Source organism: Fulvivirga lutimaris, from assembly GCF_009711525.1.
In the GTDB taxonomy this organism is placed as follows: Bacteria; Bacteroidota; Bacteroidia; order Cytophagales; family Cyclobacteriaceae; genus Fulvivirga; species Fulvivirga lutimaris.
Genome location: NZ_SMLV01000431.1, coordinates 37,926 through 62,346 on the forward strand (window position 1 = coordinate 37,926; position 24,421 = coordinate 62,346).

Sequence of the window (24,421 nt, forward strand, 5' to 3'; positions counted from 1 at the left end):
AGTGCTGAAACTGCATCGACATACCTTCAAACATGGTGTTCATCCTCCGGAAAACAAAACAGAGACTAATGGCCAGCCTATTCGCCAGTTTCCTTTTGCTCCATTACTTATTTTACCTATTGCACAAAACATTGGAGCTCCTTCTAAAGTAATTGTTAAAGAAGGTCAGGAAGTAGTACGTGGGCAGCAACTGGCAGAGGCAGACGGTTATCTTTCTGTTCCTTTACATTCCCCGGCTTCAGGTAAAATTAGAAAAATCTCAAATGTGCCTACAATCTCAGGCAAGATGACGTCAGGTATCTATTTAGAGCCTTTTCCATCTTCAACTCAGGAAGTACAGGAAGGCACCCCTATAGATGTAGAATCAGCAATACCTGAAGAGATTCTTAATGGCATTCAAAATGCCGGAATTGTAGGATTAGGAGGTGCAGCATTTCCAACACACGCCAAACTCAAAATACCCGAAGGAAAATATTGCGATGTATTGATTATCAACGGTATAGAATGCGAGCCTTACCTCACTACTGACCATCGTGTGATGCTCGAACAACCTGAAGATATCCTACTAGGAATCAAGTACTTATTAAAAGCTACTAAAGCTAATCGTGCAATTATAGGCATTGAAGCTAATAAACAGGATGCTGCTGATTTTCTTAGCAATTATCTAAAATCTGAAGACTTAATATCGGTAGAAGTAGTACCAGTGAAGTACCCCCAGGGTGCTGAAAAAATGCTGATCACTTCACTTTTAAACAAAGAGGTGCCTTCAGGAGGATTACCTATAGATGTGAACGCTGTGGTGGTGAATGTTGCTACTACAGCTGAGATAGGACGTTTATTACCACATGGTCGTGGTATACAAGAGCGTGTAATAACCATTACTGGCTCAGGAGTAAAGAAAAAAGGCAACTATCTAATACCTATAGGTACCCCACTCAGGTATGTGTTAGATCAGGTTGGTGTGGAAGAGTCCATAAGCGAAGTTTATATGGGTGGACCAATGATGGGAGTTGCGGTATCCAATTTGGACATCTCCATTGTCAAAGGCACCTCCGGTATAGTAGTATTTAACAATAACCATGTAAAAAGGGCTGAGCGGATTTATCCATGTATCAAGTGCGGTGCTTGTGTAGATGCCTGTCCTTTATCTCTAAATCCGTCAAAACTGGGTATTTTGGCCAAGTTTGAGGAATACGATCAGATGGCTGCCGATTACCATCTTATGGACTGCTTTGAATGCGGTTCGTGTTCTTATGTATGCCCTTCACACATACCTCTGGTTCAATATTTCAGACTATCAAAATCCATAGTCAGGAAACGAAAAGCAGCAGCATGTTAGGCAAGACACTAAATATTAGCACCTCACCACACCTAACAAAAGGTATAAGTGTGGAAGTCATCATGCGAAATGTTGTATATGCCTTAATGCCTACAGCTCTCTTTAGTGTTTATTCTTTTGGCATAAATGCCGCATTGGTATTGATCACAGCTGTTACATCCAGCTTACTAACAGAACACTTCTTATGTCGCATTACCAAAAAATCCAGTACTGTTTCAGATTGGTCAGCCGTTATAACAGGCTTATTGTTGGGATTGACACTCCCTCCAATCTTTCCGCTATGGATGACCTTTTTGGGTGGTATGGTGGCCATTGCAATGGGAAAATTCCTTTTCGGTGGACTTGGCTATAACGTCTTCAACCCAGCTTTAGTAGGTCGAGCAGTGTTGCAGGCTGCCTTTCCGGTTGCCATCACTACTTGGTATGCAGGATTTATGGATGATCGCTTTTCAACCATCCATTCTTCCATTTTAACACTTCCTTTTATGGAGCCTATTATTGATGGTTTTTCAGGTGCAACACCCTTGTCTGCCTTCAAATTTGATGGAGTAACTACAGATACTACAGATCTAGCTTTAGGACTCACAAGTGGATCAGCAGGTGAAACCAGTGCTGTTTTGATCCTTTTAGGAGGTACTTATCTGGTTATCAGAAATTTTATGAATTGGCGAATACCGATAGCCATTTTGATAACAGTGCTTCTTTTTAGTGGCATCCTTTACTGGATTGATCCTGGCCAATATCCATCGCCATTCTTTATGCTTTTCTCAGGAGGATTAATGCTTGGAGCTGTATTTATGGCTACAGACATGGTTGCTTCACCAATTACATCAGCAGGAGTGATACTCTATGGCGTTATTATAGGGGTATTGGTGGTAGTGATCCGTATTTGGGGAGGTCTTCCTGAAGGTGTGATGTATGCCATTTTATTGGCTAACGCAATGTCTCCACACATTGATCGTCTGATACAATATCGGGTATATGGCACAAAAACAAAAACCTCATGACGAATCAGGAGACCATACCGACCGCCAATAGCTTTCACATGCTTCGTGCCATGGTGGGTATAGGAACACTTTGCGGATTACTGATTGTATTGACCTATGAAGGCACACTCCCCAGGATAGAGCAACTGAGGGCTCAAGCATTGCAAGAGGCAATTTTTAAGGTATTACCCGGCATTTCTGACACTCGTGCATATGCATACAAGGATGGTGCTTTTCAATTGGCAGCTGATGATGACCAAGTGATTGTCTATGCCGGCTATGATGATACTGGCACTTTCAAAGGAGTAGCAATTGAAGCCAGCGGTCAGGGATATGCAGATGTCATTCGGATATTATATGGATATAGTCCAGACAAACTGAAAGTTGTAGGATTTTATGTACTGGAAAGCAAGGAAACACCAGGTCTTGGGGATAAAATTGAGATCGACCCTCAGTTTCTTTCCAATTTTTCGGCACTTGAAGTATCTCTCAATAAAGGATTAGATGCACTTGAGAATGCTGTGATTACAGTTAAAAGTGGTACTAAAGTCAATCCATGGGAAATTGATGGTATTACTGGTGCCACCATTTCATCACGGGCCATTGGTGAAATAATGGGTAGGAGCACTGAGGAATGGGTGCCAATTATTTATAAAAATCAAGAGGTTTTTAAACTAAAAGCTAATGAGTAACCCTAGCGATAATGCAGCCCAGAACAATCTAGCACCTTCATCAACCGATGAGTTTATCAAAGGGTTGTGGCGTGAAAATCCAGTGTTTGTTCAGGTACTTGGTATGTGCCCGGTATTGGCGGTCTCTAATACAGCATTAAATGCTCTGGCCATGGGCCTGGCCACGGCATTCGTATTACTTATGTCCAATATACTGGTATCCCTACTGCGCAATTTTATCCCAAAGGAGGTAAGAATTGCCTCCTACATTTTGATCATAGCCACATTTGTAACAATGATAGATTATGCCATTCAAGCTATCAGCGTGGATTTGCATAAAAGTTTGGGTGCTTTTATTTCACTCATTGTAGTGAACTGCCTGATACTAAGTAGGGCAGAGGCCTTCGCTTCTAAGAATACTGTGGGAAAATCGATTTTAGATGCATTGGGCATGGGTATAGGTTTTACCATCGGTCTTTTCAGTCTTGGAGCCATTAGAGAGGTACTCGGTAATGGCTCATTCTTCGGGTATAGTCTTTTTCCTGTACAATTTCAGGAGTGGGTTGTAATGATACTACCAGCAGGTGGCTTTTTCACACTAGCTGCATGGTTGCTCTTATTCAATGTAATTAAGAAGAAAAATTCAAAGGCATGAATCAGGCATCACTTACCCAAATATTTATTAATGCCTGTCTGGTTAATAATTTCGTATTGGCTTATTTCTTAGGTATTTGCCCCTTTTTAGGTGTTTCAGGTAAGATTGACACGGCAAGCAAAATGGGAGGAGCTGTCACCTTTGTAATGCTAATTAGCTCTATGGCCGCTTATGGCATAAATAGTTTGCTGATAGCCATCAATGCTCCCTTTCTACAGCTAATTAGCTACATTGTTGTCATCGCTTCAACGGTACAACTGGTAGAAATGATGGTAAAAAAGATGAGCCCGTCACTCTTTAGGGCTTTAGGGATTTTCCTGCCATTGATAACGACTAACTGTGCTATCCTGGGGTTAGCACTATTTCAAACCAATAAAGGATATGATTTCATCCAAAGTATAGTGTATGCATTAGGTGCAGGGGCGGGCTTTACTTTAGCATTAGTACTTATTGCGGGGTTTAGAGAGCAACTGGAGCTTGCTGAAGTTCCTGAGGTCATTAGAGGAACAGTTCTTACCCTTATTGTTGCAGGCATCTTGTCGCTGGCATTTATGGGATTTTCAGGTTTAGGAAGTTAAAAAGTATTGAATGATGGAAAAATATGCAATTGGGATACTTGGAATTATAGGAATGATGCTTATCTGGACAGTAGTCCAGCGCGCATGGAAAAAGGCCTTTCCAGATCATCATATCAATGAAGATGTGTTGGCTGGAAGGTCGGATTGTGGTAGTTGTGGTTGCACTACAAAATGTATAAATAAAAATTCAGAATTAAGGAATAAAGGATAACGCCATGGCACATTTATCAGATTACGATATCAGGAAACAATATTTTGCAACGGTAAAGAAGACAAGAAGGCTAAGCCCTGAAAACACTGAGGAAGTACGGGAGATCATCATAGAATTGAAAGACCCAGCCTTTGAATGCGAAATAGATCAGAGCTTTGGTGTATTACTAGATCATAAAGATGAATTTGGTAATACGCTTCATCACCGGCTATACAGTGTGGCCGATTTACCATCTAAAAGTAAGAACAAAACCAGAATTACGATGCTTGTAAAGCGTTGTAATTATGTAGATGCATTTAGTGGTGAGCAACAGAAAGGTATTGCCTCTAACTATCTATGTGATCGGAAGGTGGGTGACGAAATAAGGATCACAGGACCTTATCCACTTCCCTTTTCTGTTCCTGAAGATAAGGAATCAAACCTCGTCCTTATTGGAATGGGAACAGGCATTGCACCATTCAGAGCTTTCATAAAGCATATTTATAATAATGTGAAAGACTGGAAAGGCAGGATCTTACTGTTCTATGGAGCGCAAAGCGGTCTTGAACTTCTCTATCAAAATGAAATTGATGATGACCTCACCAATTATTATAGTGAAGAGACGTTTAAGGCGATTCATGCATTCAGTCCCCGCCCATTATGGCATGACCCGGTAGTGCTGGAACAAACAATTGAAGAAAGGGCTGAAGAGATTGCAGAAATGCTTGAGGTACTAAACACTTACATCTACGTTTCAGGTCATGAAAAAGTTAAAGAGGGACTTGATAAAGCCTTTGCACATGTAATGGGTTCCCAAGAGAAATGGGAAGTACGCAAAGCAGAATTGATAGCAGGAAAAAAATGGGTTGAGCTTATTTACTAATTAATGAATAGATGTCAATATTAATTGCGGTAGCTGCACTCGGGGGACTGACCCTTTTACTGGCCATCATGTTAGTGATTGCTCAGCGAAAGCTGTACGTCTATGAAGATCCTCGCATTGATGTTGTCGAGGATTTATTGCCGCATGCCAATTGCGGTGCTTGTGGATTTCCTGGCTGCAGACCATTTGCTGAAGCATTGGTGAGTGGTGAAGTGTTGCCAGGCAAGTGTACCGTTAGCTCGGATGAGGGAAGAGAAAATATTGCTTCCTACTTAGGTGTTTTGCTCGGCAGTGAAGAAAAACAAGTAGCCAGATTGGCCTGCGCTGGCGGTACCAATGTAGCTAGAAACAAGGCTAACTATAAAGGATTAGAAACATGTACCGCTGCCTCACTGGTTTCAGGAGGTGGTAAGGGATGTTTTTGGGGGTGCCTGGGGATGGGTGACTGTAAGACCGTCTGCGATTTTGATGCCATTCATATGGATGAGCATTCACTACCAGTGGTAGATATTAATAAATGTACCGCTTGTGGTGATTGTGTAGAAGTTTGCCCTAAGGATCTATTTTCAATTCAGCCAGTAAGTCACCAATTATGGGTGGCTTGTAAGAACCTTGAAAAAGGCGATGAGATTCTGGAAGAATGCCAGGTAGGATGTACTGCGTGTGGTCGTTGTGCCATGGATGCTCCAGGAGATCTCATTACTATGATAAATAACCTTCCGGTGGTCAATTACACCCTTGAGCATCAAAACCAAATGCCTATTGAAAGATGTCCAACCGGTGCCATAGTTTGGTTGGATAAAAAATTAGGAGCTATTAAAGGTAAAGAAAGCAAAAGCATTATTCGTAAGGGAGAACGCGAGACCGGTTATTCTTAAATAATTGTGTTGCGAGAAGTTGATTCATAAATGACCTTAACAAAAAGGGGAATTCACTCAAAGAAAACTATCGCTACCGAGTTGACATAACTCTTTCTATTAACTGATTTTCATCACCTAAATAGAACAATATACTTCGTTATTTAGTTGAGCACAAAGAATTTATCATGCAAAGCACTTCCAACACAACCACAACAAAAACGGATATAATCTTTGATCGTAAAACCATTAAAGAAGCAGTTGTAGAAATTGTGAGTGATTCCGGTGAGGGAGCTCAAAAGTGCGGCCAGAGCCTTGGTGCTATTTCTGCTAAAATGGGCAACGGAGTCTGGACGGTTGAAATTATTCCAGCAGAAATTCAACCTCCGGCAAGGTCTAAAGCCGGAGCCTCAGGTATCAGGGTCAGGATGGGCAGCAACAAAGTAACCAATATGGGCGACCATGCAGATATAGTTGTTGCCTTAAATGAACAGGTACTTTATGGTAGAATTGATCAAAATGCTTATAAATCAGGCACTTATCTTCTTATAGAGAATAAATGGGCTACACATACTCCAGAAACTCAAAAGGCATATGAAGAGTCACTAGCACAATTCAAGGAGCTCGGCTATATCATTCATGAAATACCTATGGAAAAGGAATGCCTTAAGCATGTAAGTGATGCGAGAAAGGGCAAGAATATGTGGGTATTGGGCTTGCTCTGCAATATTTATGATAGAGACCTTGAAATTGCAGCTAATCAAATAAAATATGTATTCCGCAAAAAGAGCGATAAAATCATCCAGAGTAATCTGGATTTGTTACATGCCGGTTATGCATGGGCTAATGAGAATCTGCCCATGCACTTCACGATACCAAGCCGATTGAGTGATGAAGATTTTGTTGTGATGAATGGAAATGAGGCCCTTAGTTTAGGGGTTATGGCTGCTGATATAGAGGTATGTTCAATGTACCCAATTACACCAGCTACCTCGGCTACACATGCTATGGCTGAAACTATTGAATCTGCCGGAGGCATTATTCATCAGGCTGAAGATGAAATAGCAGCGATAGGTTTTGCAATTGGCGCTTCCTATGCTGGAAAAACGGCAGTGACAATAACCTCAGGACCAGGAATAGCTCTAAAAACGGAATTTATTGGTTTGGCCGTTATGGCCGAAATACCACTTGTAATTATAGATGTACAGCGAGGCGGCCCATCAACTGGCCTGCCAACCAAGGTGGAGCAGGGTGATCTATTGGCCGTACTGTATGGAGCTGCAGGAGATGCTCCTAAGATTGTTTTGGCACCATCTACTATTGAAGAATGCTTTCACTATATCATCCTTGCAAGAAAACTGGCTGACTCTTTTAGATCACCGGTATTTGTACTAACCGATGCTAACCTGGCTACCGGTGTTCAGCCATTTCCAAGACCAACTATTAAACCAGATTGGTTTACTGGCCCCGCAAATCAGGCTCCATGGAAAAAAGGAGTAAAAGCATATGATTGGGATGCAGAAACCGGACTTAGTGATCGCCCTATTCCAGGCCAAAAAGGAGGGATGTATACCTTAACTGGCTTGGCGCATGATGAGGAAAGTCATGTGGCCTATGACCCTTCTATTAATCAGCGCGCAGCAGAAAGCAGAAGTAGAAAGCTGGCGGCATTACATAAGACACTTAAAGTACCAGTAGTTAATGGAAGCGAAACCGGGGATTTATTACTTGTTGGCTGGGGTTCTACACGTGGGGCCATAGAAGAGGCTGTTGAACGGGCGAGGGAAAAAGGCGCTAATGTAAGTAGTCTGCATTTACACTTTTTAAGTCCAATAGAACCCGGGTTAAAAGGCATATTTTCAAAATTTAAAAAGGTAATGACTGTGGAAATCAACTACAGTGATACTATTGGAAACCCTTTGATCACCGAAGAAAACAGGCGTTATGCTCAATTAGCATGGTACCTAAGGGCACATACCCTTATGGATGTAGACTGCTTTAGCAACGTTTATGGGCAGCCACTTAGCCCTATACAAATATTGAAAATGATGGAGAAGCAACTCGATTTAACTTTAATTGATTAACAGATGATTGCCTTACAACCAGATTTTTGTGACATCGCACTTCCAGAAGGAGAGCATTATAGTATAGAAGACTATGCAAGTAGCAAGGCAAGATGGTGTTCCGGATGCGGTGCGCATACCATATTAAACTCCGTTCAAAAATTATGTAATGATAAGCAATTGCCACCCGAGAAGACTGTTTTCGTATCAGGAATCGGCTGTAGTAGCCGTTTTCCTCACTATATGAAAACCTATGGCTTTCATGGTTTACATGGGCGTGCATTTCCTGTAGCATGTGGTGTGAAGTTCAGAAGACCTGATTTAAACGTATTCGTTATAACTGGTGATGGCGATTGCTGCTCTATTGGTGCGGGCCATTGGGTGCATGCCATTCGTTACAACATGAAGATGGTAGTATTGCTCTTTGATAACGCTATTTATGGATTAACAAAGAAGCAAACTTCACCTACTAGTCCTTTTGGCACAGTTTCAAATACGCATCCCGCGGGTTCGGTACTTCCACCGATCAATCCTATTCAGGCCACACTAGGCTTACCAAATGTATCTTTTGTAGCACAAACCGTGGACTGGAAACCTGCCCACCTGAACGCTACTCTTAAAAAGGCATTCGATCATCCTGGACTTGCGTTTGTCAGAATTGTGCAAAGGTGTCCTATCTGGATGCGTGACAGCTACGAGCCGACAGTTAAAGACCCTGATGCCATCACGGTGCTGAATCATGAGAATGGTATTGTGCTGGATGAAAAGGCATTAAAGAAATTCCGTCATGTGAATGAGCATGATCCTTCAGACATACTTAAAGCACGTGAAGCAGCTGAAATGGTCAAGGAGACTACACCCATTGGCCTTTTCTATCAAAATAAAGAAGCTATCCGATATGATGAATATGGAGCACATAATCTGGGTACAGCTGTTGAAGATCGTATTGGGGCAATTAATTCAATGATGGACAGATATGCAATATAATAAATGCTATAAAAGTGCAATCAACAGATAACATAACGCAAGCTAATTCTTCTTTCCTATGGGAAAGAAATGCACCTGCCTCTGAAGAAGAGACTCAACTTTTCTGGAAGAAATTAAGACATTTCTATCGGACTGGTGAGCATTCAAATGATCAGGAAGGCCCTATGTCTTCTGCATTGCTGTCTTTGCTGGATAATGGCGAACAGGCCTATCCATTTATGTTAGGTGGTGATGGTGCTCAAAGTGTTATTGAATTAGAAGAAAAAGCACCTGTTCACATCCTAAACTCGCTTCTCAAAGCACATCATAAAGAAAGTAGAAAGTCATTTAAAACTCAATTATCGTCACTCATAGCAGGATTAAATCAGCTCTTGCAGATAGTGGATAAACCAAAAAAGGTAGAAGAGCTTAAAGGAAACTTTGATTTTGCCAATGAGCTGATAGCCTTTGATAAAATGGTTGATCTTATCCCTCAAGGTGCTACTGAAATGCTTTCAGCCGAGCGAACAGCAAGGTTAAAAACTATCTTATCAAGCCTTCAAGAAGGGTTAAAACTTTTTAATGAACAAGAAGGAATTCTGGTGCTAGAAAAAGGATTGAAATTTGCTGCAAAGCAAAAATCACTCTTTGAAAAGGTTCTGATTATTGAGACGGAAAACAATGTTTTTGAGGATACTCAAAAACTCTTTGCTCAACAAGTAAAGTCATTTACCGCACTGATCAAAGCATACAGAATAGCAAAACTGGAAATTGATGACGAGTACAATGAAGCTATCCATGACGAATATTTTGAACACTTTACCTGGTACAGGCTATCACCTGATGAGTTAAACCTTTTCCAACCAGTAGTATTATTAGTACGCCAACAACATCTATTTGAGAATTTAGACTCTTTTTCAAGACTCATGGCCTCGAATCAACCGGTTAATATATTGGTATTGAATCATGAGCTCATTTCCACTCCAGATAATCAAATGAGCTGGGAAGACGCCAGTCATCAGTTCAGGCAAGAAATAGCCGCTTTGGCCATTGCTCATCGTAATGTATATACTTTCCAGAGTAGTATGGACAAGCCATTAGCCGTTTATGAAGGCTTGACCAACTGTCTTAAATCAACTGCTCCTTCCATATGCCATCTGTCTGTTCCCAAAGATGAGACAGAGACCGTGGCAGACAAGGCACTGATCGCAAAAGCTGAAAATGCCAGCAGATACTTTCCCAGGGTTTTGTACAACCCTGCAAAAGTGAGCGATTGGGGTGGAAGATTTGACCTGACAGACAATATCCAACCGCTTGAAAAGTGGCCTGCTTATACACTTGATGCCGCAACTTCCGATCACACAGAGGTGATGATAGATGTTGCTTTCACTTATGCAGATTATAAAGCTATCTATCCAGAAAAGGCAAAAGAATTAATGATTGTGCCATCAGCGTATTATACTGAACATCTGATTCCCCTCAATGACTATTTGGATTCAGACCAGACCAACTTATATGGCAAGATTCCATACATCTGGTTGATTGACAAAGACCATAAGTTACATCGTGCTGCTGTCCCTAATGTTTGGGTAGTTTCTTGTCAGGAACGATTGAATTATTGGCAATTCCTTCAAGAGTTGGGTGGGCTAAACGGCTATAAGGCTCAAACAGATCTTAAGGAAAAGAACCTGGAGATGACTAAGAAAATAGAAGAGGAGCGGGCGCAAATGAATACAGAGCGACAACAAATTATTGAAAGTGCCCAAAAAGAAGCGATGGCTCAAGCTGCTGAAAAGCTAATTGCGGTGTTATTGGATGATGAAGAACTGACATTAGATGAGGTAAGCCCAACCAAACCAATAGTAGAACCGAAAGTAGCAGTTGCACAACAAGAAGAACAAGCACCAATTGATAAGAAAGAAACCCCTCCAGCAACTGTGGCATCAATTTCAGAAAAGGCGTGGGTAGAGAGTGAAGAATGTACCACCTGCAACGAATGTATTGATAAGTATCCCAACCTTTTTAAATACAACGGGGAACAACAGGCTTATATAGAAGACCCCGCCAAAGGCACTTTCGAAGAACTGGTAAAGGCTGCCGAAAAATGTCCTGCAGCATGTATTCACCCGGGCATGCCTTTGAATACATCTGAGCCTAATCTTGACAAGCTGGTCAAACGAGCCGAGAAGTTTAATTGAAACCTCAACCAAAGCAATTGACTATTTTATTGAACGGTTTCTTCTATCTTCACTTAATCATTGTTAGCGCTGTATAAACGCCTGCGCTTTACTACCACATTGGCCTGTGGCAGTGCCTAGTATTGGGGTAAAAAACTTTTTACTCTAGTCTCTTCAAAATCGATATAATGGCCGACAATGAGACACCCCCTGAATAATAGAGCCATAGTTAAATCCCAGAAAAAAGTAGAAGACAAACTCCAACTTGAAGTTACCGAGCGAGAGAGCATAGAACAGTGGATTCAGGTGAATAAAATTGACCGAAAGTAAAGCAATGTTTCATGGCTCGCGAATGGTAACGCATCATCTATACTATACATTAGCGGTTTTAACCATTTTAAATCGCCAGTAACCAGCAATAACGGCTATATATTCCAAACCGATCAGCCAAAAACTGATATCACTAAAAAACGATAAGTGATCACCACCCAACGGGATAATAAATACAGGGACAGTGATAACTGCATCAAGAATGATGGCCATTAGAAACATAAAACAGCCCAAAATAAGACCATTGGTTTTAGGTCCTTTGCGGTAGTAAAAATGTGCTGCAAAATAAGCTGCTGGCAACATAGCCGCCATCAAAGCCAGGTTCGCCTGAAGGTCAGGGTCTTTTAATATGGGCACATAAAATGATCCGATAAAGACTGGGATCAACAGCACATAAACTATTATAGAACTAATGATAGCACGTTTGATATTTAGATTTTTCATAATATTTGAATTTGGGTTTTAGTTGTTTTAAATGGTGATGTAGAAAATGTCCGTAATCTCATGTGTGTTTTTGTGAGATACCTGCCTTTGCCGGCAGGCAGGCCAGATAAAATCAGCTTTATAGAAAACTAAAGCTGATTTTTCCGGCAAGTACGGAGATCAGGTATGACGTTCGTTTTTATTAATCGAATTCAGGTTTACAGCACTCCTGAATTTACATTATTCCAAACCCCGGATTTAGCGGTTTCTTCAGCATATTCGCTAAAATCCTTTGGCTTCCTGCCCAGCACCTTTTCTATGTCTCCGGTAATGACATTATTACCTTCAGCATCCAACACTTCAGTAAACAGATAGTTGATCAACCAGATATAATCATCAGATACATTGGCTTGCTTCAACATGTTGATATAAGCATCCATTGAAATAGGTGTGAACTGTATTTCACGACCTGCAGCAGTGGCTATTTCTGTTGTTATTTCCTCGAAAGTAAGTACGCGTGGGCCTGTCAATTCATAAAGCTGTCCATTATGCTTTTCATTGGTTAAGGCTTCTACTACCACATCTGCAATGTCATCAGTATTCACATAAGGCACTTTGGCCTCAGCTTTGGGCAACGCTACATGTCCTGCTATAATAGGATCCAAAAAGAAACTCTCACTAAAGTTTTGCATAAACCAGCTGGCGCGCACTATGGTATAATCCATTCCCGAATGGATAGCCACCTGCTCACTGAGTTCTGCTTCCCGTTCGCCCTTACCAGAGAGCAATACGGCCTTTTTTACGCCACTTCTTTTAGCCAGCTTGATCATTGCCTCAATGGCATCCAAAGCGCCAGGAACTGCCAAATCAGGCTGATAGGTAATGTACATCTTTTCTATTCCCTCCAAAGCATTCGCCCAGGTGGTTTGATCGTTCCAATCGAAGGACGGAGAGGCACTTCTTGATCCTACACGCACAGGATAGTCCAGTGCTTTTAATTTTTCTACTACTTTACGGCCGGTTTTTCCCGTGCCACCAATTACTAAAATGTTGTTTTTCATAATTATTATTGATTAAAATTTGACTTTGAATTCATAAAAACTGCCACCAAGGCCAGAGCAAAGGATAGTACCGAAAACACGGTCCTGATCATGTGCAGCCTGTTCCATGGGGTTTCGTATTCTCTTCTGATGATCGCTAGTTCTTTGAGGCTGAACTTATCCAGTTTAAGCGCCTCCAAAGCATCATTGAGAGGCACATTGCCCATGCCCGTAACGCCAATGGTTCCTATCAGATAAGTGACGGTAGCCGCCAGCAATACCCAGAAGATGATCCCTGACTGATAGTGCTGCGCAGTGCTTATGCCTAGCAACACCACGCTACCAAAGAAGATGATCATAAAGGCCGGGTTGATGATGGCCTTATTGATGGACTGCATGGTTTCCAGATATGCTAAATCCGTAATCCTGCGGGTGCCCGGTATGACAGATACTGCCCAGGCGTAAAACAAACCTGCCGATAGGCCCGTAAGTAAAACCCCGATAAACAGGGTGATTTGTTTAGTTGATAGTTCCATATTTATTTTGAGTTAGTTGTTGTAATCCATTTTTTCAGGGTACTGACTTCACTTTCAGTCAGCTGAATTTTATTGCCTTTGGGCATTCTCTTTTTCACAAAAACCTGTTCATAGATCTTTGCGGCATAATCAGCCATATTACTTTCGGTGAAAACCTTGCGGGGATTCCGCTTTTGGTGACAGCTATTGCATTTGTTTTGCAATACTTTCAAAGCCTCTTCTTTGACGCTGAAGACCTCAACAGGCCAAACCGGTGCGTTGCTGATCTCTTCTGAGTGATATTGGAAGGAAAACAGGAAAAGACCCGCGACAGCCAGGGCTATAATGGTGCTCGTTTTTGAATTTAATGGTCTCATGCGCTCTTTGTTTAAGATGATGAGACAAAGCTGGGGCTTATCCTACCGTTTCATTTGTTTGAAAAGGAGCATGATTTGTTCGAAAAGGATTAGTGTTTTATTTCGCTGGGGCGGAAGCCGAATTTCTTGGCAAAGGCATTGGAGAAAGAACTTAAACTATCATAACCCACATGCCAGGCGACTTCCTGAATGGAAAGTTTATCGTTCTTTATAAGATGGTGCGCTGTGGTTAACCGCTCATTTTGGAGGTATTTGAAGACCGGCACACCAAACAGCTCCTTAAAGTTCTTCTTGAGCTTAAAGGTATTAAGGCCAATTTCCCTGGAGAGTTCAGAAAGGGAGGGAGGGTTGTCTAAATTACTGGTAAGTATCTCCTTGGCATGTTGGAGCCGCTGCCTTTCATCTGCCGAAATGGTCTCCTCGCTCAAAATAGACAGCTGACCAAAGAAGTGTGCCAATAGTGATGTGATCTGACTTTTAAAGAACAGCATCTTGGTTTTACCCTCATACCGATTGTTAAATATCTGATCAATGATGTTCTGCATCTCGGGAGACATAAAGAAACTGGGGCCTTCTACATAAGGTGCTTTGGGGTTAACGAGCTGCTGAAGCATTTCACTAAACAGCTCACCTTCCTGATTGGGCAGCTTGTCCAGGCTTCTGATGGAAGTAGCTATAACAATGCACTCCAAGGGCTTATGGGCAGAGACGGTGTGAATAAACTCCACCTCATTACTGGCATAGAAAGCCAGTGCCAGTCCTTTGGTGTAGTTATAAGCCTTTTGCTTGTTACCATACTTTACAGTTAGGTCAACATTGCCTGACCCGTAAAAAGCCACTGCGATTAAAGGCTCATCAAAAAAGCATGAGTCTACCGTTTCCTGTTCGGCATTAGCCGTTTCCACCAAAATGGTAAAGTCATTAATATCTATGATGTCTCGGGTCATAAAGACTATTTGCTCACCTTAACTTACTGTAATTCCTTAAAATATGTTCGATTTTCAGCAAGGAGGGAAGGTAAATAATGACCCACCGCCTGTGTTTTGTAGTAAATTAATATAATTAAAACAAGATTATATTAAATATAACAATGAATACATAGCCATTAACGCAATTTTTAGTATTTTGTGAAGTGAGATGTTATCATCAAAACACCGTATCGATTAAAAGAGAAAATAATTTAAAATCTAAATCATAGGATAACTACTGAGGAGCTAATAACAAAAATATAAGATTAAAGTTGAACTAGAAGTTTTGGAACGCAAGAGCATAGATCAACAGATTCAGGTGAATACTAACTTCATGAATGAAGTCAAATTTTCATGTTTTTAAACGGTACATTTTATTAATTCAATCGCACCCTAAAGTTTTAGCTTCATTATTTATATACACTTGAAAGGGTTCTGAGTTTGAGTATTGATAATATAAATGTGTAGACCCAAGTCCAGTATCTATTACTTTAAGATAAGAGCTTGTAAAGTGCTTTTGAAAATATTCTTGCAGTTTGATAGCTTCATCATTACAATTGCAACCAAGTGAAGTGTTACCATGTTTTGTTGAACCCGGGCCAAAACCATACAGCTTTTTTTTAAGCACAAAATCATTTTCATTGTAAAATACAGTAAGGTAATAGTTATCCTTTTCTTCAAAATCAAATGTAGTATTTCTATTATAATAGTCCTTAAAAGGCTCATTATTAACAGCTGGGGCAAGCATCGCAATTTTTATTATTGGCTGTGCAGGGGTAAGGAGTCTTTTATTTACTAAATCGCTTCGGTATTCATAGGTATTGGTAAGTGCAGACAAGAGTACTTGGCTTCCAAGACTATGTGTTATAATGGAGTATTCATCACGAACTATTTCAGGCAGAATGTTCCGTAGTCCATAACCAACGCGAGTTGCATTCATCAATGCTTCATTTTCATATAATTTAAACAGGTTGGCATTACGTTTGAATTTTAGAAAGCCATAAGGTTGATGAAATAATCCATCCCAATAAACTTCTACAAATTTAGCACTATTCTCACCTTGTAATTCATTTATGTTATGTGCTACCTTGGCAAAGTCGCTAGTAGCATCGGCATAACCTTTACGAAAGCCATGTATCAATATATATAATGGTTGATTTGGATCAGTGCTATTAACTTCATCTACTTTTTTTTTGAATAGATAATCTTTAAATTCTTTATAGTTATTTTCTGTATAGCTGCCAATTTCTAGGCCCTCCATAGCTGCAGCCTTAATAAAATCAGCTTCATATAGTTCAAAGTATTGCATGAGGCTAAAATCAGCACTTTTTAATTTTTCAGAAGATATATAATAGTCAGGATAGATATCGCCATTTTTATCCATATAGATTTTGATGGCATGAGGGTTGCGCTCACCAAAAGTGATATTATGTTGAGCAGAAATATTGAAATGGATCAGTATGAATAAGAAATTTAATGAACATCTCATTTGAGTAATTATTTTATTCTTAACAGTGGTAAGTCAAGTGCAATGCCTAACAAAAGCCGCTTGGGGTTTATTTGACCTCCAGCGTTAATACTAAAAGGAAATCTCTTTGAAAGTCCGTAGCTGACCATAAGCCCTGGTGAAATGATCTGGTTGAATCGTATTTCATCCCCTGATTCCCCCTCTGAAAATCGATAATTTATAACATTTCCAATATCAAGTATGGGGATAAATATAGACCATGACTGTTTTCTTTTCTTAGTTCCAAAAGACCAGTCTATTCCAATAGGTGCGGATATTACGGGGCTAAAATCATTATCACTCGTGTAATAAGCAGCACTACCACCAAAGTAAGCATTGATCATCAGGTTGTTTTCAATATTATCACGCTTTATTCGGTAACTAGCTACTGGCAGAGCATGCTGATGGATCAGGTTTTTAATATCATCCGCAGAATTTGCTTCAGACACTTCTCCAGCAATTGCCATGAGTTGTTTGACCCTTCTGTTGAATTTTTTATTGTATTCAGAAGTATTGGGTAAAAGATCTGGAAGAATAGGCATTAATAGTGCAAAGGCTTTAGAATAATCTTCTTTTCTTATTCTAAAATAAGCCTCAATTGTGGTTTCTACAATTCGCTGTACTTTACTAATTTCTTGGTTCAATATATCACAGTTTGATTGCATATTGAAATGTGCAATAAGTTCGGAACCTTGAACAAATAATTGAGTTGCTGATTTTATTACAGTTAAGGTCAGGTTTTCTCGATAGGCTAAAAAGGCACCTAAGTCATTTTTGAAATTTACTAGTTGCTCTAACTCTTTGTTTAAGTGTTCCACTTGGTTTTTCACCTGTTCATATTGCTCATAAAATTTTATAAGCTTGCCAGTAATTAGTTCAATATTCTGGACAGGTAATTGACTGTTGCTATTTGCAAAAGAAATTGTAATGATCTTCGTGAAAAGTGTGAGTTTTTCGAGATCCATTTCTTTAAAAGCTTTAATCAAATCATGATCTTCCATATACATGGCCAACTCAGTAGTAAATAATAGAGCCACACCAAGAGGTTTAGAATTGTCTATCAAACCCTGTTCTTTGATAATTTGATTGGCTTTCTTAAATGCATCTTCCAAGTTGCCTTGTGTACTCATTGTTTCAAACAGTTGAATAGCGAATTGAAGGGCAATCAGTGCTTCATCAGCTTTGATTTTGGGATGCTTTAATAAATTCTGTGGAAATTTATCAAGATCAGAAACAATGGCCTCTTTTACCAGAATGAGGCTTAAATTTTCAGTATGATTATCCAGAAGGTGCGCAAGATGGTAAAAAAGTGTTTCACGCAAATATTCGTTTTTAACAAATATTTCCTCTCTTAATACATCAATAAGGATGAAAATTACCTCATTCTCAGAGCGTTCAATTAAGTAATTGGTCAAACCTAATATAATGGACTCTTGCAGGCTATTCCAGTCACGAGGCTGTTCATTGGTTATAATATCAGTTTCTGAAAGCTTAGGGTAAGTATCTACTGCATAGATTGGGACATATGTATAATTACTACGCATTATAACTTGCAATGCACTATCAACTTTTTTAAGATTGAGATCCGATGCAATTAAATTATCTATCTGATTAGCTATCCTATGAATTTCTGCTTGGGATACCGACCCTGACAGAGTATCCAACTGATCTCCTAAACTTTCAAAATCATTTAGCAGTTTGACTAATTCAGCATCTTTTTCATATAGTGTCGTTGCTTTTTTTGACTCGGCTGCCATCTCCTTTTGGATATGCGAGAATTGCTGGGATAAAGAGGTATACCTTAAAGAATTCTCAATAATATTTTTATCGTTTGACCTAATAACTGGATAACCCGAATTAATTATAAGCGATTGAGCCCCAATAAGGAATTGGTTATACGCACTATCAATTTCTTGATAGTCATTTGAACCCAAGTCTTTTTGTCCATCTACCCAAAAAAAATCATCAGATGAAATAAAATTGGCTCCATGAGTAAAATGCTTTTTAAATGGCAAAAAATCATTCACTGGCAAAGGCGAACTTTGAATTATAAAAACTGGTTTATGAAGATTTTTTAGCTTAAGTAGATTATCTTGAACAGATTCTAAATATTCTTCAATACTAGGCTGTATGCCACCATATTGATCCTTAAGACCTACTTCATTTATATCACCTGCTTTTAGTTGTCCGTCAGTGATGATAAATATCCCAAAAGTCTCGTTGATAAACTCTTTATCACTCAGTATTCTGCGGAGGCTGCTATTTAAATGTGTAAAGTCCTCTATGTTTTCTGATTTTTTATATGCATTGATCAATTGTCTAATTTTATCTTTTTGACCGTGTTGGGTACTCTCCAGGTCATATCTATCCACTTGAGCGTATTCATTGTCAATATTTTCTCCTATAAGACTAAGAGTGAATGCAATTGGACTATTCAGATTCCCACTATTATGATCTATTATACGATCGAGAAAGAAGTCAAGATTGTTATTTCTATCCATTGAGTTAGTACTACCTGAAATATCATATAGAATATGATATCGCACTCGATCAGCTGACTGCGCAAAAATTTGGTGATTAATAAACAGTAATAGTAAGATAAATAGAGTTCGAAAATTGAGTAGATATTGCATTTTCACTTAAGTTTATTAACACAAATACCGAATAATTCCATGAGGGATCAATACCCAACCTTGGGTATATTTAGATTACTGCATTATTTGGAGACTTGATATTCTTAGGCTCTTCTAATTCCGCCATAAGCCATAATAAGAATTGTTCGTCCGATGATCAACTTTTCACGAGTGTGTATACTATTGATACCCACAGAAAAAATATGCTAAAAATACTCGGGCTACATGGTAATGGTGAATTACTCAGATATGCCTTGGAAAAGAAGTATGATTTCGGTTAAAATTAAAAGCTGAAAATCTGGGACATTAACGCAGAAAGCCTAGAGTGTGTAATTACTTGCAGAAATGGTGTTATCAGAGCTTAAATCAACCTTCATCATATTGTGGTATAAACACGTCAAAACGTGTACCTAAGCCAAATGTTGACTCTAACGAAATAGTAGCGTTCATTTGTTGAATAGCATCTTTAACGATGTACATTCCTAATCCTGTTCCCTTATTTGTGTTATTAGTAACAAAAAACATATTATATACCTTCGATTGGTGTTCTGCTTCAATACCAATCCCATTATCCTTAACAGTAATTAGTGTTCCGCCTTTTTGCCGTTTACTATAGATTTCAATTTTCGGCACTTTTTTGTCATCCCGATACTTAACCGCATTTGAAATTAAATTGCTCATAACAATTTTCAACCGATTTTCATCAGTAACCACATTATCAGGCAAATCAACTTTTATTTCTACCTTATCCATTCCTTCATAATGAATCAAATCTTTCAAGATATCATCAACAACCACCGAAAGCTCAACTTGCTTAAAGTCATTGACCATTCTTCGGTTTCGGGAATGAATTAAAATGTTTTTAATGTAGTCGTCCTGGCGGTTGAGGCTGTCAATCATCATATTTAAATAAACAGGCAATTTTTCTTGTTCATCTTCTCGCTTTAGTAAATCCACCAATCCTTTAAGAGAAGAAATAGGAGCCCGTAAATCGTGTGACACGCTGTACGCAAATCGGTCAAGTGCAATATTAACTTCTTCAAGTTTTCTATTATTTTCCAAAAGTTCCTTTTCAGAGTTTTCAAGTCTTTTTATAAGTACTATAAAATATGTTCCTGATCCTCCTACAATCAAAATCACGAATATCACATTGGCTATTCTAAGCCATCCTTCAACCTTCCTACTTGTGTTGCTCAGCACATCAGAAAATGAATATTCAATTTTTGATAATTCCTGATTAATGCGAATGATTTCACTCTTAACTAAACTAAGATCCAATTCATTTTTCTCATCCTTTGCTATCATAGCATGGCAATATTGAGCTATGCTATCTAATTTTTCATTGTAATGATCACCTCTGGTCCATATAGCAACAGCCTCTTGCATAAAGGGAAAATGACCAAAATTCTTATACAGCCATATATAATTGTCCAGATCATCTGGATGGTTTCTTCCTTGAAGCAAGGCCCTATGCATCTCCGCTCTCGAACTATCATTCAGTAGTGCCAGGCGAAAATCCCTTGGACCAAAAGGAATAAGCATGTTTTTTTGATAGAGCTTCCAATCAGATTCAGATTCAGACTCCAAATACTGCAACAAGTATTTTGAAGCATCCTTTTGCCCCTTAGAGTAGTTAGACTCACCATTGATATAGCCTCGCGTGCTTGCCGTGATTTTAATTACATAGTAATTGAAAAAAATAAGGGCCATACTACTTAATGCAATGACCGACAATAGTACAATGCTACTTTTATTAATATATTTTTTCCAATTCATTATTACACTTTATCAACACAATATACTCAAAGATGACACGATAACAAGTAAAACATCTAATTGTAGATGGGTTGCATTTAACTTCGAATAGAGTTTGCTGCTTGGCATAAGAGGGAAGCAGCGTGGAATGGCGAATGTGTGTGGTTAAGAGTCAATTAAATTAGGTAAAGAATCATTTCTCTTTACTTATTAAGCTCTTTACATAGCAACCCAATGATGGTAAAAGAAGTCTTTTGTAAAAAACTAAATAATGAAAAGACAACTTTTATTCTGTGGTATTATGCTGTTGGTGATATCACATGCTGACGCTCAGCAACATTGGAAATTTGGGGTTTCTACAATAAAAGCATCCCTTTTTTATCCTTCAATAAAAAATTTTTCTGGTCCTTACCATCCTGGGTTCTCCTTCTTAGGCGAAAGACTAGTAAAGACTCGAAAAAATAGTAATAAGATCATTTCATTTGAAGGAGGATTCTATCATCATGAATATTTTCAAAATGGCATATTCTTGCTTGGAGGTATCAATTATGAGTATCCCATTAAAAGCAAATTAAAACTCAGCTGGGGTCCAAGGCTGGGCTACCTACACACATTTTCCCCAACAGGTAAATATCAACACATCGATGGAGAATTTAAACAAATAAAAGACTGGGGCCGACCTACAGGCTTGGTGGGTTTGGCCTTAGGAGTTGAGTATCCAATGATAAATATTAAGGATAGTCAAAATTCGGTTGATTTATTTTTCAATTATCAAGTTTTAGTTGAGGGACCTTTTGCTCCAGGTGCTGGAGTACCGGTAATTCCTCATATTTTCTCATCTCTCGGTATTAAAGTAAAACTATTTTAATCATGAAAACATTTCTTTTATTACTGTTGGTAGTATCAATAATTTCTTGTACTAATTATGAGGAATTGAAACCGGAAGACTATACTTGTTTTACCTTACCTGCCATAGCTCAGGATCATCCACGAGCTGATGAGTTCCAAAATTTTGTAAATGCTAAAGTAAGAGAGGGCTTACCCGGACTTAACATGATGGTAAGAACTAATGATGGTCGTGCGTGGTTTGGTGCGGCCGGAAAAGCAGATATCCATAACAACATTACTTTGTCACCATGTCACAGAATGATAATAGCCAGTGTATCAAAGATAGCCACTGCCGCAGCGGTATTTAAACTTGTAGATGCTGGCAAAATTGACATCAATAATAAGCTTTCTGATTACCTGTCTGGAGAGTACATGGACAAAATCGAAAATGCAAAAGAAGTAACTATAGAGCAATTGCTGGATCATACTAGTGGGCTGTTTGATTATTTGAACCCTACCAAATGGGAGCTTACAAGCATAAATGAACCTTACAAATCAGAATCACCAGCAGAGAAATTGAAATTTGCCTATGGTAAATCTCCTGATCATGCGCCAGGTGAAACCTATGCTTATTCAAATACCAACTATGTTTTACTAGGGCTTTTAGTAGAAAAAGTTTCTGGACAAACTCTTGCTACATTTTTAGCAGAGCAGATATTTATTCCACTTGGATTAAATTCCGTATTTGTTGGCGATGAGCAAACGCACCTTCGCAATGGTACCCCAAAAGGATATTTAGATATCCATGGTAACGAAACACTGATAGAATCAGAGTTTTGGTATCACTATGATCTAGCAACAGGTGATGGAGGAATAATTACAACCATGTATGATCTCGGTATTTTCATTGAAGAATTGCTCGCTGGAAACGTAATCTCATCAGCATCATTAGCTACAATGAAGGATGACTTCGAATTGCCTGAAGATTGGAAAGGTTTCTATCACGAAAGAAACGGGCATGGATTTGAAATTTACGAAACACCCTATGGGACTGCTTACGGTCATACCGGTGCAGTATATGGATTTCTGACTATAGCATGGCACTTCCCTGATTCAGGAGTAACTATTATACATTCTATAAATGGTGTAAGCGATAAGATCTTTGACATCAGAGAGCAGCTGACGGACGACCTTATGAAAATGGTTTTTGAAGAATAAAAATTACTAACTCCCTGTTTAGAACTCTTTTTAACCCAATATCAACCTTGATTGGGATTAGCATTAGTTATGAAGGAAAAAACAATTATTCTTTACCGTTACTTAAAAAAGCAGCATTAAAGTGTCAAGCCTGGGCAATATATTTAATAGCCAGAAGTGAATTGTTAATCAAGCAATGTAATAGATAATGGTGATTATGATTAGAATAGATAAAATCACAGTGGTAATAGTAAAAGCAGTTTTGATCTTGCTATTTTTTAGTTATTCAAGCATTCAAGCCAAGGAAATTGATGCTACTACCACTCAATTAAGAAAGGCAGCTCAAATTTGGGGATTTCTAAAATATTATCATCCAGCTGTAGCAGAAGGAAAATATAACTGGGATAAAGAGCTCATTGATGTTCTTGGCAAGCTCAATAGAAATTTTAGTCAGAAAAAGACCGATCAGATATTTTTCGATTGGATACAGAGACTAGGCGATGTCCCATTGTGCTCAACGTGCAGAGAAGAAAGTGATTTAGAAATTTTCGACAAAAACTTTGATTTAAAATGGCTACAAAGCTTCGACAAGGATCTCTCAGATAAACTAGAAAACATAAGAAAAAATAGGTTTCAGGGAGATCATGCATATTTTACGCAAAGCGAGGAAAATTTTGTAATCAACTTTATTAATGAACCAGAATATGACCAAGACTTATGGAAAGACCCTAATTTAAGGCTGCTTACACTCTTTAGATACTGGAATTATATCGAGTATTTCTTTCCACATAAGTATCTCTTAGAGACATCATGGACATCTACATTGGATGCATTAATCCCCAGATACCTTGCAGTGAAAAATGAAACAGATTTTCATTTATTACTATTAGAAACGCTGACACTAATAGAAGATAGTCACGCCTTTTTCAAATCAGATCTTACAAAGGACTATTTCGGCAAAAAGTCACCGCCCTTTCGGGTTAAATTTGTAGATAATTCAGCCGTAGTTGCAGAAATTTATAATGATTCCCTTTGCAACATTGACGATATAAAACTAGGAGACATTATCACGAAAGTGAACAGTATTTCCATAGAGAATTTGCTCAATGAGAAATTAAAGTTCGTACCTGGGTCCAATAAGTTAAGTAAACTTAGAGATGCAAAATCGGTCGTTTTCAATGGGTCTGCAGACACTTTAAAAGTCTCATTTAGAAGAGGGGAGTCGTTATTGTCAAAGTATATTAAACGCTATGATCTTTCATTAATTGATTTTGATAAAAAGAACTTACAAAGCTGGGAGATTATGGACGGTAATGTTGGTTATGTCAACATGGGCCTGCTAATTCCGGACATGATCGAGACCATGATGGATAGCTTTGCGAATACTAAAGGAATTATTTTTGATTTAAGAAATTATCCTAATGGTACGTTTAACACATTATGCGGTTATCTGAATAATGAACCAAAACCATTTACTAAAATA

At 38.9% G+C, this 24,421-nt stretch carries 23 protein-coding genes; 15 read left to right on the forward strand and 8 right to left on the reverse strand.

All coding sequences use genetic code 11. From position 1 onward, the window contains the following. The first annotated feature begins 1 nt into the window (after window position 1). The 12 genes from rsxC to E1140_RS21965 all read left to right on the forward strand — a co-directional run bounded on the left by rsxC (window position 2) and on the right by E1140_RS21965 (window position 11,695). Window positions 2–1,339: an electron transport complex subunit RsxC gene (rsxC, locus tag E1140_RS19290; RefSeq protein WP_185153683.1), complete on the forward strand. Its 1,338-nt coding sequence runs from the start codon at window positions 2–4 to the stop codon at window positions 1,337–1,339. Beyond that, window positions 1,333–2,346, forward strand: coding sequence for an RnfABCDGE type electron transport complex subunit D (locus E1140_RS19295; protein WP_155188044.1), 1,014 nt, complete (start codon window positions 1,333–1,335; stop codon window positions 2,344–2,346). The genes rsxC and E1140_RS19295 overlap by 7 nt, the downstream gene beginning before the upstream one ends. Then, on the forward strand, window positions 2,343–3,017 hold the full coding sequence (locus E1140_RS19300; RefSeq protein WP_155188047.1) for an RnfABCDGE type electron transport complex subunit G: 675 nt from the start codon (window positions 2,343–2,345) through the stop codon (window positions 3,015–3,017). The genes E1140_RS19295 and E1140_RS19300 overlap by 4 nt, the downstream gene beginning before the upstream one ends. Continuing rightward, entirely contained in the window at window positions 3,010–3,651 is a 642-nt protein-coding gene (gene rsxE, locus E1140_RS19305) for an electron transport complex subunit RsxE (RefSeq protein WP_155188050.1), read from the forward strand. Before E1140_RS19300 ends, rsxE begins: the two co-directional genes overlap by 8 nt. Then, entirely contained in the window at window positions 3,648–4,229 is a 582-nt protein-coding gene (locus tag E1140_RS19310) for an electron transport complex protein RnfA (RefSeq protein WP_155188053.1), read from the forward strand. Before rsxE ends, E1140_RS19310 begins: the two co-directional genes overlap by 4 nt. Window positions 4,230–4,242: 13 nt before the next feature. Continuing rightward, window positions 4,243–4,440, forward strand: a complete 198-nt coding sequence (locus tag E1140_RS19315) for a hypothetical protein (protein ID WP_155188056.1) — start codon at window positions 4,243–4,245, stop codon at window positions 4,438–4,440. 4 nt (window positions 4,441–4,444) lie between these two features. Further along, window positions 4,445–5,302 carry a ferredoxin reductase domain-containing protein gene (locus E1140_RS19320; protein WP_155188059.1) on the forward strand — a complete coding sequence of 286 codons (858 nt, stop codon included), beginning with the start codon at window positions 4,445–4,447 and terminating at the stop codon, window positions 5,300–5,302. Window positions 5,303–5,313: 11 nt separating this feature from the next. Next, window positions 5,314–6,180, forward strand: a complete 867-nt coding sequence (locus E1140_RS19325; protein ID WP_155188061.1) for an RnfABCDGE type electron transport complex subunit B — start codon at window positions 5,314–5,316, stop codon at window positions 6,178–6,180. Between the two features lie 167 nt (window positions 6,181–6,347). Beyond that, complete coding sequence (locus E1140_RS19330) at window positions 6,348–8,243, forward strand: 2-oxoacid:acceptor oxidoreductase subunit alpha (RefSeq protein ID WP_155188063.1); 1,896 nt, start codon at window positions 6,348–6,350, stop codon at window positions 8,241–8,243. Between the two features lie 3 nt (window positions 8,244–8,246). Further along, window positions 8,247–9,209, forward strand: a complete 963-nt coding sequence (locus E1140_RS19335) for a thiamine pyrophosphate-dependent enzyme (RefSeq protein ID WP_155188065.1) — start codon at window positions 8,247–8,249, stop codon at window positions 9,207–9,209. A 14-nt stretch (window positions 9,210–9,223) separates the two neighbouring features. Next, window positions 9,224–11,386: a 4Fe-4S domain-containing protein gene (locus tag E1140_RS22065; protein WP_155188068.1), complete on the forward strand. Its 2,163-nt coding sequence runs from the start codon at window positions 9,224–9,226 to the stop codon at window positions 11,384–11,386. A gap of 177 nt (window positions 11,387–11,563) precedes the next feature. Beyond that, window positions 11,564–11,695 (forward strand): hypothetical protein, encoded by a 132-nt coding sequence (locus E1140_RS21965; protein WP_281350438.1) that lies wholly within the window; start codon window positions 11,564–11,566, stop codon window positions 11,693–11,695. A 42-nt stretch (window positions 11,696–11,737) separates the two neighbouring features. Here the strand turns inward: E1140_RS21965 and E1140_RS19345 are convergent, their stop codons facing one another. The 8 genes from E1140_RS19345 to E1140_RS19380 all read right to left on the reverse strand — a co-directional run bounded on the left by E1140_RS19345 (window position 11,738) and on the right by E1140_RS19380 (window position 20,934). Beyond that, the gene (locus E1140_RS19345; RefSeq protein ID WP_155188071.1) at window positions 11,738–12,139 is read right to left on the reverse strand and encodes a DUF5367 family protein; all 402 of its coding nucleotides are present in this window, start codon (window positions 12,137–12,139) and stop codon (window positions 11,738–11,740) included. Window positions 12,140–12,336: 197 nt separating this feature from the next. Next, entirely contained in the window at window positions 12,337–13,179 is an 843-nt protein-coding gene (locus E1140_RS19350) for an NmrA family NAD(P)-binding protein (RefSeq protein WP_155188074.1), read from the reverse strand. Window positions 13,180–13,184: 5 nt separating this feature from the next. Next, entirely contained in the window at window positions 13,185–13,694 is a 510-nt protein-coding gene (locus E1140_RS19355; RefSeq protein ID WP_155188076.1) for an anthrone oxygenase family protein, read from the reverse strand. A gap of 2 nt (window positions 13,695–13,696) precedes the next feature. Next, window positions 13,697–14,050 (reverse strand): hypothetical protein, encoded by a 354-nt coding sequence (locus E1140_RS19360; RefSeq protein ID WP_155188079.1) that lies wholly within the window; start codon window positions 14,048–14,050, stop codon window positions 13,697–13,699. An 89-nt stretch (window positions 14,051–14,139) separates the two neighbouring features. Next, the gene (locus E1140_RS19365) at window positions 14,140–14,997 is read right to left on the reverse strand and encodes a helix-turn-helix domain-containing protein (RefSeq protein ID WP_155188082.1); all 858 of its coding nucleotides are present in this window, start codon (window positions 14,995–14,997) and stop codon (window positions 14,140–14,142) included. 403 nt (window positions 14,998–15,400) lie between these two features. After that, entirely contained in the window at window positions 15,401–16,507 is a 1,107-nt protein-coding gene (locus E1140_RS19370; protein ID WP_155188084.1) for an alpha/beta hydrolase, read from the reverse strand. 8 nt (window positions 16,508–16,515) lie between these two features. Then, entirely contained in the window at window positions 16,516–19,026 is a 2,511-nt protein-coding gene (locus E1140_RS19375) for a hypothetical protein (RefSeq protein WP_155188087.1), read from the reverse strand. Window positions 19,027–19,524: 498 nt separating this feature from the next. Continuing rightward, entirely contained in the window at window positions 19,525–20,934 is a 1,410-nt protein-coding gene (locus tag E1140_RS19380) for a sensor histidine kinase (protein WP_155188090.1), read from the reverse strand. Window positions 20,935–21,184: 250 nt separating this feature from the next. On the opposite strand from E1140_RS19380, the gene E1140_RS19385 reads away from it, so the two are divergent. The 3 genes from E1140_RS19385 to E1140_RS21590 all read left to right on the forward strand — a co-directional run. Then, the gene (locus tag E1140_RS19385; RefSeq protein WP_155188093.1) at window positions 21,185–21,781 is read left to right on the forward strand and encodes a hypothetical protein; all 597 of its coding nucleotides are present in this window, start codon (window positions 21,185–21,187) and stop codon (window positions 21,779–21,781) included. Window positions 21,782–21,783: 2 nt separating this feature from the next. After that, on the forward strand, window positions 21,784–22,959 hold the full coding sequence (locus tag E1140_RS19390) for a serine hydrolase domain-containing protein (protein ID WP_155188096.1): 1,176 nt from the start codon (window positions 21,784–21,786) through the stop codon (window positions 22,957–22,959). A gap of 196 nt (window positions 22,960–23,155) precedes the next feature. Continuing rightward, on the forward strand, window positions 23,156–24,421 hold a 1,266-nt coding region (locus tag E1140_RS21590; RefSeq protein ID WP_185153685.1), incomplete at its 3' end, for a S41 family peptidase.

Excerpts from the sequence above, each read along its gene's own strand:
- E1140_RS19295 (WP_155188044.1), top strand. The coding sequence starts at position 1,333 with ATGTTAGGCAAGACACTAAATATTAGCACCTCACCACACCTAACAAAA.
- E1140_RS19300 (WP_155188047.1), top strand. The coding sequence starts at position 2,343 with ATGACGAATCAGGAGACCATACCGACCGCCAATAGCTTTCACATGCTT.
- rsxE (WP_155188050.1), top strand. The coding sequence starts at position 3,010 with ATGAGTAACCCTAGCGATAATGCAGCCCAGAACAATCTAGCACCTTCA.
- E1140_RS19310 (WP_155188053.1), top strand. The coding sequence starts at position 3,648 with ATGAATCAGGCATCACTTACCCAAATATTTATTAATGCCTGTCTGGTT.
- E1140_RS19315 (WP_155188056.1), top strand. The coding sequence starts at position 4,243 with ATGGAAAAATATGCAATTGGGATACTTGGAATTATAGGAATGATGCTT.
- E1140_RS19320 (WP_155188059.1), top strand. The coding sequence starts at position 4,445 with ATGGCACATTTATCAGATTACGATATCAGGAAACAATATTTTGCAACG.
- E1140_RS19325 (WP_155188061.1), top strand. The coding sequence starts at position 5,314 with ATGTCAATATTAATTGCGGTAGCTGCACTCGGGGGACTGACCCTTTTA.
- E1140_RS19330 (WP_155188063.1), top strand. The coding sequence starts at position 6,348 with ATGCAAAGCACTTCCAACACAACCACAACAAAAACGGATATAATCTTT.
- E1140_RS19335 (WP_155188065.1), top strand. The coding sequence starts at position 8,247 with ATGATTGCCTTACAACCAGATTTTTGTGACATCGCACTTCCAGAAGGA.
- E1140_RS21965 (WP_281350438.1), top strand. The coding sequence starts at position 11,564 with ATGAGACACCCCCTGAATAATAGAGCCATAGTTAAATCCCAGAAAAAA.
- E1140_RS19345 (WP_155188071.1), bottom strand. The coding sequence starts at position 12,139 with ATGAAAAATCTAAATATCAAACGTGCTATCATTAGTTCTATAATAGTT.
- E1140_RS19350 (WP_155188074.1), bottom strand. The coding sequence starts at position 13,179 with ATGAAAAACAACATTTTAGTAATTGGTGGCACGGGAAAAACCGGCCGT.
- E1140_RS19355 (WP_155188076.1), bottom strand. The coding sequence starts at position 13,694 with ATGGAACTATCAACTAAACAAATCACCCTGTTTATCGGGGTTTTACTT.
- E1140_RS19360 (WP_155188079.1), bottom strand. The coding sequence starts at position 14,050 with ATGAGACCATTAAATTCAAAAACGAGCACCATTATAGCCCTGGCTGTC.
- E1140_RS19365 (WP_155188082.1), bottom strand. The coding sequence starts at position 14,997 with ATGACCCGAGACATCATAGATATTAATGACTTTACCATTTTGGTGGAA.
- E1140_RS19370 (WP_155188084.1), bottom strand. The coding sequence starts at position 16,507 with ATGAGATGTTCATTAAATTTCTTATTCATACTGATCCATTTCAATATT.
- E1140_RS19375 (WP_155188087.1), bottom strand. The coding sequence starts at position 19,026 with ATGGATAGAAATAACAATCTTGACTTCTTTCTCGATCGTATAATAGAT.
- E1140_RS19380 (WP_155188090.1), bottom strand. The coding sequence starts at position 20,934 with ATGAATTGGAAAAAATATATTAATAAAAGTAGCATTGTACTATTGTCG.
- E1140_RS19385 (WP_155188093.1), top strand. The coding sequence starts at position 21,185 with ATGAAAAGACAACTTTTATTCTGTGGTATTATGCTGTTGGTGATATCA.
- E1140_RS19390 (WP_155188096.1), top strand. The coding sequence starts at position 21,784 with ATGAAAACATTTCTTTTATTACTGTTGGTAGTATCAATAATTTCTTGT.